This window comes from Pseudomonas sp. Pme6b (assembly GCF_058129925.1).
This window is the reverse complement of record NZ_CM176704.1, coordinates 6,028,287-6,044,635: the sequence shown is the minus strand read 5'-3', so window position 1 is coordinate 6,044,635 and position 16,349 is coordinate 6,028,287. Positions and strand designations below refer to the sequence as shown.

General features: G+C 57.7%; 14 protein-coding genes and 2 pseudogenes. 8 read left to right on the top strand and 8 right to left on the bottom strand.

Translation table 11 applies throughout. From position 1 onward, the window contains the following. Window positions 1-40 precede the first annotated feature (40 nt). The 6 genes from iolG (at window position 41) to AC4ANE_RS27500 (ending at window position 6,454) form a co-directional block, all read left to right on the top strand. On the top strand, window positions 41-1,036 hold the full coding sequence (iolG, locus tag AC4ANE_RS27525) for an inositol 2-dehydrogenase (protein WP_031598260.1): 996 nt from the start codon (window positions 41-43) through the stop codon (window positions 1,034-1,036). A gap of 36 nt (window positions 1,037-1,072) precedes the next feature. Continuing rightward, window positions 1,073-2,164 (top strand): Gfo/Idh/MocA family protein, encoded by a 1,092-nt coding sequence (locus tag AC4ANE_RS27520; protein WP_031598259.1) that lies wholly within the window; start codon window positions 1,073-1,075, stop codon window positions 2,162-2,164. Window positions 2,165-2,268: 104 nt separating this feature from the next. Further along, window positions 2,269-3,339 carry a substrate-binding domain-containing protein gene (locus tag AC4ANE_RS27515; protein WP_044423898.1) on the top strand — a complete coding sequence of 357 codons (1,071 nt, stop codon included), beginning with the start codon at window positions 2,269-2,271 and terminating at the stop codon, window positions 3,337-3,339. 53 nt (window positions 3,340-3,392) lie between these two features. After that, on the top strand, window positions 3,393-4,928 hold the full coding sequence (mmsA, locus tag AC4ANE_RS27510) for a multiple monosaccharide ABC transporter ATP-binding protein (RefSeq protein WP_031597037.1): 1,536 nt from the start codon (window positions 3,393-3,395) through the stop codon (window positions 4,926-4,928). After that, a complete protein-coding gene (gene mmsB, locus AC4ANE_RS27505; RefSeq protein WP_031597036.1) occupies window positions 4,925-6,115 on the top strand; it encodes a multiple monosaccharide ABC transporter permease in 1,191 nt (396 codons plus the stop codon). Before mmsA ends, mmsB begins: the two co-directional genes overlap by 4 nt. Before the next feature lie 36 nt (window positions 6,116-6,151). After that, complete coding sequence (locus AC4ANE_RS27500) at window positions 6,152-6,454, top strand: Dabb family protein (RefSeq protein WP_031597034.1); 303 nt, start codon at window positions 6,152-6,154, stop codon at window positions 6,452-6,454. Between the two features lie 504 nt (window positions 6,455-6,958). Here AC4ANE_RS27500 and AC4ANE_RS27495 read toward each other — a convergent pair. Beyond that, window positions 6,959-7,051 (bottom strand): annotated as a pseudogene (locus AC4ANE_RS27495) (transposase domain-containing protein); the annotation flags it as partial. Between the two features lie 100 nt (window positions 7,052-7,151). Here AC4ANE_RS27495 and AC4ANE_RS27490 point away from each other — a divergent pair. Then, window positions 7,152-7,484 (top strand): annotated as a pseudogene (locus tag AC4ANE_RS27490) (IS66 family transposase); the annotation flags it as partial. A gap of 328 nt (window positions 7,485-7,812) precedes the next feature. On the opposite strand, the gene AC4ANE_RS27485 reads toward AC4ANE_RS27490, so the two are convergent. The 4 genes from AC4ANE_RS27485 to AC4ANE_RS27470 form a co-directional block, all read right to left on the bottom strand. After that, complete coding sequence (locus AC4ANE_RS27485; protein ID WP_031597030.1) at window positions 7,813-8,619, bottom strand: isocitrate lyase/PEP mutase family protein; 807 nt, start codon at window positions 8,617-8,619, stop codon at window positions 7,813-7,815. A gap of 97 nt (window positions 8,620-8,716) precedes the next feature. Beyond that, window positions 8,717-9,442 (bottom strand): NAD-dependent epimerase/dehydratase family protein, encoded by a 726-nt coding sequence (locus AC4ANE_RS27480; RefSeq protein ID WP_010217116.1) that lies wholly within the window; start codon window positions 9,440-9,442, stop codon window positions 8,717-8,719. Between the two features lie 186 nt (window positions 9,443-9,628). After that, a complete protein-coding gene (locus AC4ANE_RS27475) occupies window positions 9,629-10,525 on the bottom strand; it encodes an EamA family transporter (protein ID WP_010217114.1) in 897 nt (298 codons plus the stop codon). 134 nt (window positions 10,526-10,659) lie between these two features. Then, entirely contained in the window at window positions 10,660-11,916 is a 1,257-nt protein-coding gene (locus AC4ANE_RS27470; RefSeq protein WP_031597028.1) for an MFS transporter, read from the bottom strand. 149 nt (window positions 11,917-12,065) lie between these two features. Here AC4ANE_RS27470 and AC4ANE_RS27465 point away from each other — a divergent pair, with 149 nt between their 5' ends. Further along, window positions 12,066-12,533 (top strand): winged helix-turn-helix transcriptional regulator, encoded by a 468-nt coding sequence (locus tag AC4ANE_RS27465; protein ID WP_031597027.1) that lies wholly within the window; start codon window positions 12,066-12,068, stop codon window positions 12,531-12,533. An 87-nt stretch (window positions 12,534-12,620) separates the two neighbouring features. On the opposite strand, the gene AC4ANE_RS27460 is transcribed toward AC4ANE_RS27465, so the two are convergent. The 3 genes from AC4ANE_RS27460 to AC4ANE_RS27450 form a co-directional block, all read right to left on the bottom strand. Continuing rightward, window positions 12,621-13,613 carry a LacI family DNA-binding transcriptional regulator gene (locus AC4ANE_RS27460; RefSeq protein ID WP_031597025.1) on the bottom strand — a complete coding sequence of 331 codons (993 nt, stop codon included), beginning with the start codon at window positions 13,611-13,613 and terminating at the stop codon, window positions 12,621-12,623. 67 nt (window positions 13,614-13,680) lie between these two features. Then, entirely contained in the window at window positions 13,681-15,195 is a 1,515-nt protein-coding gene (locus tag AC4ANE_RS27455; RefSeq protein WP_031597023.1) for a glycoside hydrolase family 32 protein, read from the bottom strand. Beyond that, entirely contained in the window at window positions 15,192-16,337 is a 1,146-nt protein-coding gene (locus AC4ANE_RS27450; protein WP_274521411.1) for an ABC transporter ATP-binding protein, read from the bottom strand. Before AC4ANE_RS27450 ends, AC4ANE_RS27455 begins: the two co-directional genes overlap by 4 nt. Window positions 16,338-16,349: the final 12 nt, after the last annotated feature.

Genomic DNA, 16,349 nt, shown 5'->3' with positions numbered 1-16,349 from the left:
TGATTACAACAACTAATAATTGCATGCTGGAGAATTGGACATGGTAGGTATCGCAGTGCTTGGCGCGGGGCGTATTGGTAAAATCCACGCGGCCAACGTGGCCTTGAGCAAGTTTGCCACCTTGGTCGCAGTCGCGGACCCTTTTGCCGATGCCGCAGCGCGCTTGGCGGGGGAGTTAGGGGCCGAAGCCATGACCGACTGCGAGGCGGCCATCGACCGCCCCGACGTGGCCGCCATTGTTATTGGCACCCCGACCCACACGCATATCAACCTGATGCTGCGCGCCGTGCGCCAAGGCAAGGCAGTGCTGTGTGAGAAACCCATCGATCTGGACATGGCCAAGAGCGTTGCGGCGGTCGAGGAAGTCGAGCGCCTCAATGGCCGAGTGATGCTGGCGTTCAACCGCCGTTTCGAAAACACCTTTGCCCAAATGCGCGCTGCCATCGACGCTGGCGACATTGGCGAGGTGCGCCAGGTCATCATCAGCAGCCGTGACCCGGGCCTGGCTCCCGAAGACTACATTATGAGCTCAGGCGGCATCTTTCGCGACATGACCATCCATGATCTGGACATCGGTCGCTGGCTGTTGGGCGAAGAGCTGGTCGAGCTGTCGGCTGTCGGTAGTCGCCTCATCGACGCACCGCTGATGCAGCGCCATGACGACTACGACACCGCCATGGTGCAGATGCAGACCGCGTCAGGAAAGCAGTGCCACATCAACAACAGCCGCCACTGTGTGTATGGCTATGACCAGCGCATCGAGGTATTCGGCTCCAAGGGCATGCTGCAAATGGATAACCTGCGCCCCACCACCATTCGTCGCTGGAGCGAAGACGTCACGGACGCCCGAGAGCCGTTGCTCAACTTTTTCCTGGAGCGTTATCAGCAGGCCTACAAAGCCGAACTCGATGCCTACATCGATGCCTTGGCCCATGGCAAGCCCATGCCAACCACGGTGCAGGACGGCCTTCAGGCTCTACGCCTGGCCGACGCGGCGGTTGAGTCGGTCAAGACCGGTCGCGCGGTACGGCTGTAATCGGCTCCACCCTCGACAGAACATCAGGAGAGCATCATGTCCTACAAACTTGAAAGTGGTACTAAAATCGGCGTCGCCTGCCTTGGCATCACCCATCCACATACATCTGGAAGAGTCAAAGCCTTCCAGCGTATTACCGATGCACATTTTCTTGGGGCCTACGATGAAAGCCCTTTGCTGACGCCTTTCTGTGAGGCGCTGGGCTTGGAGGCCCGGAGCAAGGAAGAGATTCTGGCCGACCCCAATGTGCACGTGGTGCTAGTACACCCCAAGAGCTATCTGATGGCCGACTGGGCCATCGAGGCGCTCAAGGCCGGCAAGGCGGTGCTGTGTGAGAAACCGGCCGGGCGTGGCAGCCACGACACCCAGCGAATCGTGGACGCGGTGCAAAGCACAGGCGGCCTGTTCCAGGTGGGTTACTGCTGGCGGTACGCACCGTCAGTGGAAAAAATGCAGCAGGTGTTGCAGAACGGTGAGATCGGCAAAGTGTTACAGGTGCGTGCCCATGCCGGCTGCTCCCACGACGAGGCCGACAGCAACCATATGAAACAGCCCGGTGATCGCGGCGGGGCGTTCTACGTGATTGGTTGCCACACTATCGACAGGATTCTCCTGCACTTCGGCAAGCCCAACTCGGTGAATGCACGTATCACCAAATTTGCCGGACAGATGAGCGATTCGGCGCGCGAGGATGCGGTCGGCGCGGTGCTCAACTATGACGACAAACTAGTCACCATCGACTTTATGTCGTGGGACCCGACGCCCTGGACCGAGAGCTGGGACATCACTGCCTATGGTACCAACGGCACTCTGCACTCCACGCCGATGCCGGCTTCGTACAAGCTTTATCACGATGGCAAGAACGGGCATCCCCAGGGCTGGACGCACTGGAGCGAGAACAGCTTCCCGGAGATCTGGGCGGTGCGCAAGACCGTCTACTCGCCAGAAGTCGCGGAGATTGGCAACCCGGTATACTTCGACCGGGAGGCGGCCGCGTTCGTCAAAGCGCTGCGCACTGGCGAGCCGTCGAATGTACCGGCTACCCAAGCGCACAACATCAACGTGATCCTCGAAGCACTGTTCGAGTCCGCTGATGCCAACGGCCAGGAAGTTCGCTTGGCCTGGTAACCACCTGCAGTCCTTACGGGTATCAACGTCTCTCTGACCCTAGCAAGGATTGGTCGGGATGTTGCGGCCCCGAGAAATGACAACAACAAAAAACCGGGGACATCATGCACAAAATCATCAAGCTGATCGCAACCGTGGCATTAGGGCTGGCCGTGGCGGCTTGCTCCAAACAAGACGCCAATACCAAAGGCACCATAGGTATCGCGCTGCCCTCTAAGACCGAGGCACGGTGGGTTTCGGACGGTAGCAGTATCGTTGACTCTCTAAAAAAACTCGGTTACGACACCGACCTTCAGTACGCCCAGTACGAAGCACCGACTCAGCTCTCGCAAATCGAAAACATGATGGTCAAGGGCGTGAAAGCGCTGATCATTGCGCCGATCGACGGCACGACCATGGCTGACGTGCTCAAACAGGCCAGAGATAAAGGTATCAAGGTCATTTCCTATGATCGCCTGATCCGTAACTCCAAGGACTTTGATTACTACGTCACTTTCGATAACTACCGCACGGGCGTGCTGCAGGGGCAGTCTATTGTCGACTCGCTGACGCTCAAGCAGGGTAAAGGCCCGTTCAATCTGGAAATTTTCGCGGGCTCCACCGACGACAATAACGCGCACGTGGTGTACGCCGGGGTGATGTCGCAGCTCAAGCCCTTTATCGACAGTGGCAAACTGGTGGTTCGCAGTGGTCAGATTGACATGGACAAGACCGCCACACCCAACTGGGATGGTGCCTTGGCTCAGTCGCGAATGGACAACCTGTTGAGCGCCTTCTATGGCAACGCGCACCTGGATGCGGTGCTGGCGATGAATGACCAGATCGCCAATGGCGTGGTTTCCTCGCTGCTCAGTGTGGGCTATGGCAGCGGCACCTCGGCCATGCCGATTGTGACAGGCCAGGACGCTGAAGTGTCCAGCGTCAAGTCGATCATCGCGGGCAATCAGTCCTCGACTATCTTCAAAGACACCCGTGCGCTGGCGGGTACGGCGGCACAGATGGTCGACGCCGAGCTAACGGGCAAGGCAGTAACGGTCAATGACTCCAAGTCCTACAACAACGGCTCAATGATCGTGCCCACCCAATTGCTCACCCCTCAGCTGGTGGATCGCAGCAACTGGCAAAAAATTCTTGTCGACGACGCTCACTTCTACACCCTGGAACAGTTGCGCTAGTTAAGTGTACAGAGCACGGTCGCTGACGACCGTGGTCGGGCGGGAGAACGATCATGACTAAAACAATTCTCGACATGCGCAACATCCAGAAGAGTTTCGGTGAGGTCAAAGCGCTGACCTGCGTGAGCCTCAAGGTGGATGAAGGCGACATCCATGCCATCTGTGGCGAAAACGGCGCAGGCAAGTCAACCTTGATGAAAATTCTCAGCGGCGTGTATCCGCACGGCAGCTTCGAGGGTGAGGTGCTCTTCGACGGTCAGGCGCGCACCTTCTACAATCTGCGCGACAGCGAGGCCCTGGGCATTTGCATCATTCACCAAGAGCTGGCCCTGGTGCCAATGTTGTCGGTGACCGAAAACCTTTTTCTGGGCAACGAGATAGCCACCCGCGGCGTGATCGACTGGGACAGGGCGCATCGGCGCGCCCGCGAACTGCTCAGCCGCGTGGGGCTGAAAGTGCCGTCCCAGACGCTTGTGGCTAGCCTGAGTATCGGCCAGCAACAAATGGTCGAGATCGCCAAGGCGCTGGCCAAAGATGTGCGCCTGCTGATTCTTGACGAGCCCACAGCCAGCCTGAATGAACAGGACAGCGACACCCTGCTGGCACTGATGCTGGAGCTCAAGGGACGCGGCATCACCTCCATCATTATTTCGCACAAACTCAACGAGATCGGACGGGTAGCGGACGAAATCACGGTGATTCGCGACGGCAGGACGGTGGATGTCATCGACTGCCGTGCCGAACCCATCGACGAAACACGGGTGATCCGCTCCATGGTCGGGCGGGAGTTGTCGGACCGCTATCCCACACGAGTGCCAAATATCGGCGAGGTGTTGTTCGAGGTCGAAGGCTGGTCGGTCGGGGACCCCGACCAGCCCGGCCGTGATCGTATCCGCGATGTTCGTTTCCATGTACGGCGTGGCGAGGTCGTCGGCATTGCCGGGCTCATGGGGGCCGGCCGTACCGAACTGGCCATGAGCGTGTTCGGCCGCTCCTACGGTACTCACTTTCGCGGCACGGCGCGTTTGGAAGGCAGGGAAGTCGATGTGCGCACCGTGCGCAAGGCCATTGACCTTGGGCTGGCCTACGCCACCGAAGACCGCAAGGACGCCGGCTTGGTGTTGGGTGACAGCATTACCCGCAATACCAGCATGGCGAACTTGGCGGCTGTCTCCAAACGTTGGGTGATGAATGGTCTGGCCGAAACCGCCGTGGCCCAGGACTTTCGTTCGCGCCTGCACATTCGCAGTCCCAACGTTGAACAATCCGTGGAGACGCTCTCGGGCGGGAACCAACAGAAGGTCGTCTTAGGCAAATGGTTGTTCTCCGACCCCAAAGTGCTGATTCTCGATGAGCCCACCCGGGGTATAGATGTAGGCGCCAAATATGAAATCTATGCCGTGGTCAATCAAGTGGTCAGCGAGGGCAGGTGCGTTGTCATGATTTCTTCAGAAATGGCAGAACTGCTCGGCACCTGCGACCGCATCTATGTGTTGAATGAAGGCCGTTTCGTGGGCGAGTTTACGATTGCCGAGGCGTCCCAGGAAAAAATAATGCAAGCAATCATGAAAAACGAGGTGATCCAGTGAGCGAAGTCAGTTTGCCTCACTCATCCCAACCTGCGGCGATGGCCTCTTTCAAACGCGGCGCCCGTGAGTACGGACTGCTGGCGTCTTTGATCGTCATCATGATCTTCTTCCAGGTGGCTACCGACGGCGCCTTGATGCAGCCGTTAAACCTGACCAACCTACTGTTGCAAAACAGCTACATCGTGGTTATGGCGCTCGGCATGCTGATGGTGATTGTGTGCGGACACATCGACCTATCGGTCGGCTCGGTGGTGGGCGTGATCGGCTCCATTGCTGCGGTACTGATGGTGCAGTACAACATGGATTTCTTCAGCGTGACCGTCATCTGTCTGATTGCCGGTGGCCTGATCGGGGCTGCCCAAGGCTACTGGGTGGCCGTTTGGCGTATGCCGTCTTTTATCGTGACGTTGGCCGGAATGCTAATTTTCCGTGGAGCCACCATCGCTATTTCTCAAGGGCAATCCATTGGGCCGTTTCCACCGAGCTTTACCGCGCTGAGCTCGGGCTTTATTCCAGAGCTATTCGCCAATGACAGTTTGCGCCTGACATCGCTGCTGCTGGGCGCGGCGGTGGCCGCACTGTTCTGCGTCGTTGAATACCGTAGCCGCCGACGCACGGTACGTAGCGGTAGCGTGGTCGCGCCGTTGGCTGTGTTTGTGCTCAAGAATGGTGTAGTGACTGCTCTCATTCTGTACTTCTGCTACCTACTGTCGACCTACCGCGGCATTCCGACGGTTATGGTGATCATGAGCGTGCTGATTGGCGTCTACACCTTTGTAATGAACCGTACTGTCATCGGGCGCTGGGTCTACGCGGTGGGCGGCAACCTGAAGGCCTCCAAACTCTCGGGCATCAATGCCTCGCAGGTGACCTTCTTTGCCTTCGTCAACATGGGCGTGCTGGCTGCCGTGGCCGGACTGATCTTCGTCGCCCGCCTCAACAGCGCGACCCCCCGGGGGGGCACCGGTTTTGAACTGGACGTAATCGCTGCCGTGTTCATCGGCGGTGCATCGGCGTCGGGCGGTGTAGGCAAGGTGGTCGGCGTAGTGATCGGCGCCTTTATCATGGGCGTGCTCAACAACGGTATGTCGATCATGGGCATCGGCATCGACTACCAGCAAATGATTAAGGGCGCCGTGTTGCTCGCAGCGGTTTTCGTCGACGTCTATCAAAAAAACAAGGGTTGATATGCCAAGCCTGGACAGCACCGCAAGGAGGCCTCAATGATCAAGCACATCGTAATGTGGAATCTGGCGGGAGAAACCCCGCAAGCAAATCTTAAGGCCTGCATGTTTCTCAAAGCTTGTTTCGAGGGCCTCGCAGGCCGGATTCCAGGCCTGATTAAAATCGAGGTGGGGGTGGACATTAGCCGTATTGATTACGCCTGTGATGTCGTGCTCTACACCGAGTTCGAGTCCGAACAGGCATTGGCCAATTACGCTGTACACCCGGAGCACTTGCGGGTGAAGCAAGAGCTGGGAGCGCTGCGGGTGGCGCGTCACCAAGTGGATTATGTGGTGCCATGAGGCAGTTGAGCGACCTTACTGAGCGGTGAGGTCTACGCCATTGGGCCGGAACGCATTTGGAATGCCTTTGACTGCCGCGGCGAACCGTGCATCGAGGATATGCGGGTGCGTAGCGCACGTGTTAGCCGGTAATATATCCCAAGAGCTTTCTAGGCACAGTGAATGGGTGACTGTTGCTCAAGGCATGTGTTGTTCGTGCCGCTACCGCCTGGTTGCGTGTGCCACGAATAGCTGGCGAGTCCACGGGCAACGGGTCGGCATAAATGCACCTCCGATTCTGGAGAGACCCGCTACCTACTCTTGTAGACGCTTTATCCAAGTAAATCTCATTCGTATTTCTGCAACTCCAGTAGTTGCCTTAGCAGTCCTTCCTGACGTCTCTTCAGGTTTCCGGCAAGCGCTGCACGCTTGGCCTCACCGAATGCAACCGCATCAGCCTTCCTTGGAAAAAGCCCGTCAAAGGTATCCGTCCGGGCATCCCTTCTCGCGTAATTAAACCGGTTTTCAGTTATGCGGCAGTAATTGACCAATCTCACTCGCCCGATGCGTCGGCAGGCGCGTGAGAACATCTTTCATATACGCATACGGGTCATGGCCGCATCTGGTTGTAGGGTAGTCAGACGCAGTTGCCCGTGTCCAACCCCTAAGAACCTTGCATGGGAGTTTTCCAGCACACGGCTCAAGCTTCTGCAAAGACACCCCTAGCCGCGCCGGAGAGCACGCTCGCAACTTCCTGAATGACTGGCCGGGCAAGCTGGTCTGCGATGATTTTGGCGATTACAAAGCCAGCTTCGAACTAGGCGTGACCGAGATTGGCTGCGTGGCTCATACGCGGCGCAAGTTCTTCGAACTACACGCTACGAATAAAAGCAAGCTTGCTGAGCAAGCACTGCGTTACATCCAGTTGTTGTACGAAATCGAGAGCGAAGTCCGCGACCTGGAACTGGATTTACGGCGCCGAATACGGCAAGAAAAAGCCGTCTCGATCATGGACATGCTGCAAGCCTGGATGAGCGCCCAGCGCGATCTGGCGGCGACTAACTAGCCACCGGTGCTGACAAAACTACGTGAAAGCCGCGTCGTTACTGGCTGAGACAGTTTTAATTCTCTAAAATCAGTGTTTTTGTGAATTAAAACTTTCGCACGCCGCCGCTTTTCCCCACGTGTTTCCCTTAAGCCACGAACATCGCTGGCTTAGGTCCCTGAAAAGCACCGGTCCGGAGTGTTCTGCATCCGCGGTGATGTTCATTAAATGGCCTATCACCGCGCCGCGTTACCTAAGTAGGGATGTCGCGGAAGACGTCATGGCCCCATGCTCCTGAGCACTTTTCGCTCAATCTGCCCAAGGGCCTGTCGCTTTATCCACGCTCCCCCATTAACCCATTCAACTTCCCATACGTAAAACCCGTGAGCGCCTGCGTATCCAGCTGTCCGCGCTCGATGAAAGAGCGGGCCAGCCCTTCCATCGCGCCGTACAGGAACTCCGCAATACTTGAACCGGCGCTCAAGCGTCTAACGCCTAGGCGCTGCAATTCTTCGGGTGCCGACAGCCCGTCGCGGGCAAGCAGGTTCACCGGTAGTGTGGAGGCGTTGCACAGTGTGGAAATCTCGGCGGGCGTGACCATACCTGCGGCGAAAAGGCCGTTGGCTCCTGCTTGTGCATAAAGCGCTGCACGCCGGATGATTTCATCGAGACGCTGGGAGGCGGGCACCAGGCTTTTCAGGTAGACGTCACTGCGTGCATTGATGAATAGGTTAACGCCGTGTTTGTTGGCGACTTCTCGGGCAACTTCGATTTTGCGCACAAGTACCTCCGGTGGTGCGGTACCGTCTTCGATGTTGATACCCACCGCACCTGAAGTGACAACTGCTTCGACAACCCTGACAACGTGCTGGAGGTCGTCGGAGTAACCGGCCTCAATGTCTACGGTCAGGGGGACGTGCAGTATTCGCGTCATGGATTCAACGCTGGCCGCCAGCCGCGTAAGGGGGAGCTGGTTGCCATCGGCGTAACCATGCGCCCATGCCATGCCCGCACTGCTGGTGGCGATCGCGGTGGCACCCAATGACTCTACGACTCTTGCGCCGCCTGCATCGCTGACATTGGCCAGGATCAAAAGGCCATTCTTGTGCAACTCATGAAAAACATTGTCCAGTGGTTTCATAGCACTTCCTGTCTGAAAGTTGCCATCTGTTGACCTTGGCAGGCAAGCAACTGGAGATAGAAAGCCTGTCTTCGTACGGAATAGCTGCGTTGGCGCGTCAAGCCTCTTCGGTAGGCGACCACCCCAGTACGCGCTTGGCTTTTTCGTTGCTGACGGTCGGGCTGTCCTGGGTGATATTGAAAACACCACTTTGCTCTGTTTGCAACGCCAGCAGTGCTGCGCGGGCAGCGGCTTGTACGTGTACAGGGCTGGTGCCGGTCGGCTCGTCAGTGCCAGTGTCGGGCCCGTATAACTGGCCATAGCGCAAGATGGTTCCGTTCAATGCAGGCTCGCTCAGCACTTGCTGTTCCAAGGCCGCCACACCACCCACGCTGACGCCGCGACTGCCTTGTGCCTCCTCGTCCAGAGGACAGGTTTCCAGATAAGGGGTTTCGCCTGGACGGTAGGCCCAGGCGATGCTTTGAGCTATCAGACGCGTAGCGCCAGCAGCCCGAGCGGCGGCTACCAGATTACGCGTTCCTTCTGTACGGATACGCGCGTTGTTCTCGACCGCTTTTGCCATCAATTCGGGACTCAGGCCACGAGGCAGATCTGTCAGTTGATGAATAACAGCCCATGGCTGTATGCGCACCAACTCTTGGTTTAAACGCTCGGCGTCATAGACATCGACCACCACTGCCGTAGCACCCGTGGCCTCAATGTCCTTCACTTTTTCGGCGCGACGGGTAGCGCCATATACGCTGTAGTCCGCAGCTACCAAGAGCTTGAGCAGGGCTTTGCCGATTACACCGGATGCGCCGGCTACGAAAACTTTACGCGACATTGCACTCATATCCTTGAGGTTTCATTGGGACGGAAGCAGGCCGGCGGCCAAGACTTCGCTCAAGCATCTTAGCCGCTGCGCTTGAATCCCCCAGGGGCCAAAAAGCATAAAACAGACCATGCCAAGAGTGCTGTGTCAGAACCGCTTTCTTGTCGTGTTCGAGTTGTTAAATCTTGCCCCTTGGGCTCACATTGAAGTGCGTGCACGACGCGCGAACATAGCATTGAACATACGCTGACCGTAGAGGCCGACTGCTAGGCCGAGTACGATCAACACCACCGCTAGTACTTTGCTCACCGGCACATTTTCGTTGAACACGAATACCGAGCCGAGCATGCCGAAGATAGGCACCAGCAGAGACAGCGGCGCCACTGTGGAAACCGGATAGGTTTTGAGCAGCGAGTTCCATATCCAGTAAGCGAACAGCGTGTTGGGATAGACCTGAAACAGGATCGACAACACGGCAGTCGTATTCACCTGACTGACAAACGCGGTGTAGCCGGCGCTGCCGTTCACCGCGTAATCGAGGGCGAACAGCGGAATCGGTGCAAACGCGCTGGACCAGACCAGAAAGCCGAAGACATCCTTGGTGCTGGCTTTCTTGTTGATGATGTTGGCAACGCTCCAGGACGCTGCGCCCATCAGCACCAGTAACACGCCGGTGAGGCTCACCGAACCGTCACTGATCTTGATGATGCACAACAGCCCCGCGAGGGCGATCAACATGCCCAGCACCTGGAAGCGGGTCAGCGCTTCCTTGAACACCCAACCGCCGAGCAGGATGGTGAAGAACGCGCTGAACTGCAGCACAAAGGACGCGATGCCCGCCGACAGCCCTGCCTTGATACCCAGGTTGACCACGCCCCACAGACCAATGCCGAACACCAGGCCATAGCCGATGATGTAGCGCCACGGCACGTCGGGTTTACGGATGAAGAAAATCGCCGGTAATGCACAGAGACTGAAGCGTATACCCGCCAGGATGAGCGGATCGACGGTGGCCAGTCCCAGTTTGATCACCGAGAAATTCACACCCCAGATTGCCGTTATCAATACAGCCAACACTACGTGCAGTGGTTTCATGGATTATTTGCCTTGGTGAAGGTGGTCATCCCCGACGCGGCAGCCCAGCGGGATGATGTTCTTGCCACCGGCTTCCCACTGTTTCACGCCATCCGTTAACTGACGATCGCGAGAAGTTTATTAAGGGTTGAACGTTATGTGGACGTCAGTTCCAGGTAGGTCCAGTACAGCAGGGCAACTGCGCTGATGGCGGCACCCAAACTACAAACGGCGACCCAGCCAAAGTGTGCATATGTATAAGTCGCAGCGATGGCACCCAGACCACTGCCTACCGAGTAGAAACACATGTAAGCACCCACCAGTCGGCTTTGCGCATCGGGGCGTGCGGCAAAGATCAGGCTCTGATTGGTGACATGGACGGCTTGCACGGCGAAATCCAGTAACACCACACCCACCACCATGGCGAGTAATGAGTGTTCAACGAACGCCGTAGGCAACCAGGACAAGGTCAACAGTGCCAGCGCGACGCCCGTGGTGCGATTGCCGAGCCCTTGGTCGGCGAGCCGTCCGGCCCGTGCCGCTGCCAGCGCACCGGCCACACCGGCGAGTCCGAACAAACCAATCTGGGTGTGTGACAGCGACAACGGGGGGGCGCTGAGCGGCAGTACCATCGACGTCCATAACACACTGAATGCGGCGAAGATCAGCAGGGCGAAGGTGCCCCGGACACGCAATGCACGTTCGGTCAGGTACAACTGGAACACCGATCGCAGCAATTGCCAGTAGCCGCCTTTAGCTGGTGGCGTTGTGGAGGCAGGCATGGCGCGCATCAGCACCAGTGCCATGCCGGTCATCAGGGCGGCCGAGACAAAATAAACGCCGCGCCAGCCGGCCAGATCAGCCACTGCACCGGAGACGAAGCGGGCCAGCAGAATTCCCAGCACCACGCCAATGGTCACGGTGCCGACGGCTTCGCCACGCTGCTCGGGACTCGCCAGCGAAGCGGCGTAGGCAACCACCACCTGCACCACGACTGCCATCAGGCCCACGAGCACCATCGAGCCGAGCAACATGCCCCAATCCTGCGACAGACCAACTGCGCACAGGGCCAGAGCCGACAGCAGCATTTGTGTAAGGATAAGTTTCTTGCGATTGAGCAAATCACCCAGCGGAACGATGAACAACAATCCGACCGCATAACCCGCTTGCGTCGCGGTCACTACGATACCAATCGTGCCCGGCGAAACCGACAGGCTGGCAGCCATCGATTCCAGCAAAGGCTGGGCGAAGTAGACGTTTGCGACCGCCATGGCGCAGGTAATTGCAAAAAGAAAAGTTTGATAGCGACTAAGCTTGGGGGTGTCCCGGGGTTGGGGAGCTTGCGTGTACCCACCGCTGGATTTTTCGGCTTCGATTTCCATCTTTACCGGGGCACGAGACTTGAACGGCATCGCTCGATCCTTGGAATATATGGTTGCAAAAGAAAACCTTGTGTGAACTTTTAACAAACGAGGTTGTTAAATGCAACCACATGTGTAAAACATTTTCGTCTGACGTTAGAACTTTTTACATTTCCTGCTACCTCGCCTCCAGGAGCCCCATGGCCAAACAGCAATTATTGGCGCAGAGCGAATGCCCTGTCGCCCGCACGCTTGAAGCAATCGGAGATCGCTGGGTTTTAATGATCATCCGCGACGCGTTCGACGACGTTCGCCGCTTCAGTGAATTTCAGAAACGTCTTGGTCTCGCCAAGAACATCCTCACGGTCAAGCTCAAAATGCTCGTGGAGTTGGGCGTATTCGACATTCAGCCGGCCTCCGACGGCAGTGCCTACAAAGAATATGTGCTGACTGATATGGGCCGCGCGGTGTTCCCCATCGTCGTCAGCATGCGCCAGTGGGGGGAGCGCTACTTGTTCAACGCAGGGGAGAGCTACTCGGTGCTGCTCGACAATGAATTGTCGGAGTCAGTAGAAACCATCGCCGTACGTTCCAAGGCGGGCAAGGTGCTGACTCCGGCCGATTGTCATCGTCGGGTCGTCAAGCGCTGGGTTGACGCGAGTCGATAGCAACCGATCGCTGATCAAGTTGCTCTGTGATGATGTTGGCGGTTACAAAGCCAGCTTCGAACTGACGTTACCGAAACCGCAAGCCCTTCATAACGATTCCCTGGCCACAAGCGGGCAATCTACCGGCTGGGCACCCGAGACTTCGAGGCCATCGATCAAGTACCGGGCGGCATTGCGACCGATCTCGTAATACGGCAGTTGCACCGTGGTCAGCGCGGGGATGAACAGTTCGGAAATGCCGATCATATTGTCATAGCCCAGCACGGCGACATCACCGGGGATTTTCAGGCCACGGCCCAGCAGCAGTTGGTAGGCACAAAAGGCTATGCGGTCATTGCCGCAGATCAGAATATCGAACTGCGGACGGCCATCAATCATGTGCCGTTCAAGGATGGCTGCGGTTTCCCCATAGGCGTCATGCTCGGAGAGGTCGTATTGCAAGAGTTCGCCGGTAGCCAGGCCGAATGCCTGGCAGGCACGCTGCATACCCGCCTGGCGAATTTTCCAGGCCAGGCTCTTTTTTGGCAGATTGATAAACAACGGACGTCGGTAGCCCTGGCTGAACGCATGGTGCAAGGCGCGGTACTGCCCTGTTTCGTCGTCCGGCACATAACTGACGAGGCTGCTGTCATCGGCTACGCAGTTGGCGAGCACCAGCGGTTTGCTTTTCAAGCGCTGGGGAATAGTCACTTCGCGCAACCCCATGGCGCTGAAGATCAACCCGTCAGGTCGGTGGGACAGCATCAGGTCGACGTTCTGGTCAGTGGGCGGGTTGCTTAGCAGGTTGAGGATAAATACGTTCCAGCCTGCCTGCTGTGCGGTCTGCTCGATGGACAGCAGCAGCTCTACTGCGAACGGCGTTGTCGCGGTGTCCAGCGCAAACACTCCGATGGTTCGTGTCTGCAAGTTGTCGCCGCGAATCCTGCGCGCTGACAGGCTGGGTACGAATTGAAGCTCGTCAATCGCGCTACGGACTCGCTGATACGTCTCGGGGCTCAGTTTTTCCGGATTATTGAGCGCCCGGGATACCGTCATCAGGGACACACCGGCCAATCGTGCAACGTCTTTAACTGAGGTCATGCAAGGCGGGGCCTGTCAGGTTGACTGATAATTATCATGCTACAGAGGCCTGATTTTTTTCGCGACTTCAATGATTTACCTGTAAGCATCCCGAAGAGAGTTCCCATGCGTTGGCAATGCACACCCGGCCTCCGGTTCCGTTGGCAATAAGCTTGACCCCCAGGCTGTCGGTCTTTGGATAAAGGCGACTACTGAAGCTGAAGCTGCCGTTTTGGTCAAACACCTCAATCGACGAGCGATCCAGGAAGACTCGCAGCTCAAGCCGGTCCTGTTGTGGATCTATTGCTACGCTGCGTTGACCGCTGACGTGGCTGCCCGACTGATCGCGGTCCAGTATCAAACGTTTTAGCGACGCATCGTAGTAAAGCAGAGTTTGCTCCTTGCCATCTGAACTGCAACGCAACGCCACTCCCAGGTGACCTTCGATGCAGTCGAGCAGGTCCAGGTGCACGTGGATTTCCAGCAGATCGCCGTGTACGTCATTCAGCCACTGAGTGCCCGCTTCGCTCCACCAGGGAGTGCCTGGCAATGACGCATTGCGCAGCGCTGTCAGTTCGCGTGCGGGGTGCACGCAAAGGCGATCGTCGCGCAGTTCGAGTTCGCGTGGCAGGCCGAGCATTCCGCGCCAGTGATGGGTTGCTGTGGGGGTCGGGCTTTCCCACATATCGAGCCACGCCCACACCAGACGTCTGCCATCGGCAGCCACGAGGGTCTGCGCAGCATAAAAGTCATGGCCGTTATCCAGTTCGATAAAAGGCCCGCCGTTGAACTGCCACTGGCTGTCGATTTGGCCCACTCGGTAGCCGGTATGAAACTTGTTCAGTCGCTCGTAGCCCTGGGCTGGCATGCCTTGGGGGGAGTAAAGCAGTACATCGCGTCCATCAAGGCGAAACAGGTCAGGGCATTCCCACATATAACCATCGCCTTCGTTGCCGCTGGATACATAGCTCACGAATTCCCACGCGTGCAGGTCCACAGACCGATACAACGGCAGCAACGGCCTGTCGCCCAGACGCGCACCGGCAATCAGGTACCAGTGGTCATCCTGCTGCCAGACCTTCGGATCACGGAAATGAATGATCGTGTCTTGCGGCGGGCTGTCGATGACGGCACCGTGTTTGACGAAGTTGATGCCGTCGAGACTGGTGGCCAGGCACTGCACCTGACGGATCAAAAGCTCGTCGCCTACCTCACCCAGCCAGGTGTGCCCGGTGTAGATCAGTGCCAGGGTGTCGCCACACACCACTGCGCTGCCGGAAAAACAACCGTCCCGGTCGAAGTCATCACCGGGTGCCAGGGCAATGGGCAGGTGCTGCCAATGGACCAGATCGGCACTCTTTGCATGGCCCCAGTACATCGGGCCCCATTTCGCGTCGAACGGGTGGTGCTGATAGAACACGTGATATTCGCCACGAAAGAACACCACCCCGTTAGGGTCGTTCATCCAGCCCGCAGGCGGGGCCAGGTGATAACCGGGTCGATAATCGTGGATTACCTGCGCCAGGCTATCCCTCAATGCATGGTGCGCGCGCTCAAGGGCGGTGGATATTGGACCGTTCATGGCATTCACAGAAAAACTCATAGGGAACCCGCTTGTACGAAGTGCGGCGTGGTGTCGTGTGTCAGGTGTTGGTCGGCGTCAGAGTGGCGTTTCAAGGCCAGGCCATCGGCGTCGAACACGTGCAGATTTTCGGTATCGAACTGCAGCGCGACCCGGTCGTCCACCTGCCATCCGGCTTTTGCCTCGCACCGGCAGATCAAGGGTTCGTTCTCGTCTGTAGCCAGATGCACATAGACCTCGCTACCCAGGTATTCGACACTGGTCACGGTGACGCCAGTGCCACTGTTCGCTGCACTTAGAGATATGTGTTCCGGACGGACACCCAGGGTCAATTGCGCGTCGTCGGCCAGGTTCGAGCTGTCGAAGGGCAGGGATGTCATGCCCAGTGCCGGGATATCGATCAGGCTGTTGCGGCTTGGTGCGTGCAAGCGGACTGGCAGAAAATTCATTCTTGGCGAGCCCAGAAAACCGGCGACGAAGAGGCTGGCGGGGCGCTCATAGAGTTCGCGTGGTGAGCCAACCTGTTCGACCTGACCGCCGTTGAGGACGACAATTTTGTCAGCCAGGGTCATGGCCTCTACCTGATCGTGGGTGACGTAGATCATCGTCGAGCCCAGCCGCTTGTGGAGCCGGGCGATTTCGTTGCGCATCTGGACCCGCAGCGAGGCGTCCAGGTTGGAAAGCGGTTCATCGAACAACAGGATGTCCGGTTCCCGCGCCATGGCTCTGCCCATGGCCACGCGCTGACGCTGCCCGCCGGACAATTCCCGGGGCTTGCGCTGCAGCAGTTTGTCCAGTTGCAGGATCTGCACGGTTTTCAGCACGCGTTCGCGCAGGCTGCTTTTTTCCGTCTTGGCCAGCTTGAGGCCGAAACTGATGTTGTCGTAGACGCTCATGTGCGGGTACAGGGCGTAGGACTGAAAGACCATACCAACACCACGCTCGCGCGGTTCCAGGTCATTGACCCGTCGTCCGTCGATCAGCAGGTCGCCTGCACAGATCGAATCCAGTCCGGCGATCAAGCGCAGCAGCGTCGACTTTCCGCAGCCCGAAGGGCCGACGAACACAACGAACTCACCCGCAGCGATCTCCAGGCTGACATCGCGCAGAATGCGCGTGCCGCCCAATTGCTTGTTGATGTTGGCTAGCTTCAATTTCATCACGATGCTGTTCCT

Coding starts and splice junctions, on each gene's coding strand:
- iolG (WP_031598260.1), top strand. CDS start 41: ATGGTAGGTATCGCAGTGCTTGGCGCGGGGCGTATTGGTAAAATCCAC.
- AC4ANE_RS27520 (WP_031598259.1), top strand. CDS start 1,073: ATGTCCTACAAACTTGAAAGTGGTACTAAAATCGGCGTCGCCTGCCTT.
- AC4ANE_RS27515 (WP_044423898.1), top strand. CDS start 2,269: ATGCACAAAATCATCAAGCTGATCGCAACCGTGGCATTAGGGCTGGCC.
- mmsA (WP_031597037.1), top strand. CDS start 3,393: ATGACTAAAACAATTCTCGACATGCGCAACATCCAGAAGAGTTTCGGT.
- AC4ANE_RS27500 (WP_031597034.1), top strand. CDS start 6,152: ATGATCAAGCACATCGTAATGTGGAATCTGGCGGGAGAAACCCCGCAA.
- AC4ANE_RS27485 (WP_031597030.1), bottom strand. CDS start 8,619: ATGAAACCACTGGACAATGTTTTTCATGAGTTGCACAAGAATGGCCTT.
- AC4ANE_RS27480 (WP_010217116.1), bottom strand. CDS start 9,442: ATGTCGCGTAAAGTTTTCGTAGCCGGCGCATCCGGTGTAATCGGCAAA.
- AC4ANE_RS27475 (WP_010217114.1), bottom strand. CDS start 10,525: ATGAAACCACTGCACGTAGTGTTGGCTGTATTGATAACGGCAATCTGG.
- AC4ANE_RS27470 (WP_031597028.1), bottom strand. CDS start 11,916: ATGCCGTTCAAGTCTCGTGCCCCGGTAAAGATGGAAATCGAAGCCGAA.
- AC4ANE_RS27465 (WP_031597027.1), top strand. CDS start 12,066: ATGGCCAAACAGCAATTATTGGCGCAGAGCGAATGCCCTGTCGCCCGC.
- AC4ANE_RS27460 (WP_031597025.1), bottom strand. CDS start 13,613: ATGACCTCAGTTAAAGACGTTGCACGATTGGCCGGTGTGTCCCTGATG.
- AC4ANE_RS27455 (WP_031597023.1), bottom strand. CDS start 15,195: ATGAGTTTTTCTGTGAATGCCATGAACGGTCCAATATCCACCGCCCTT.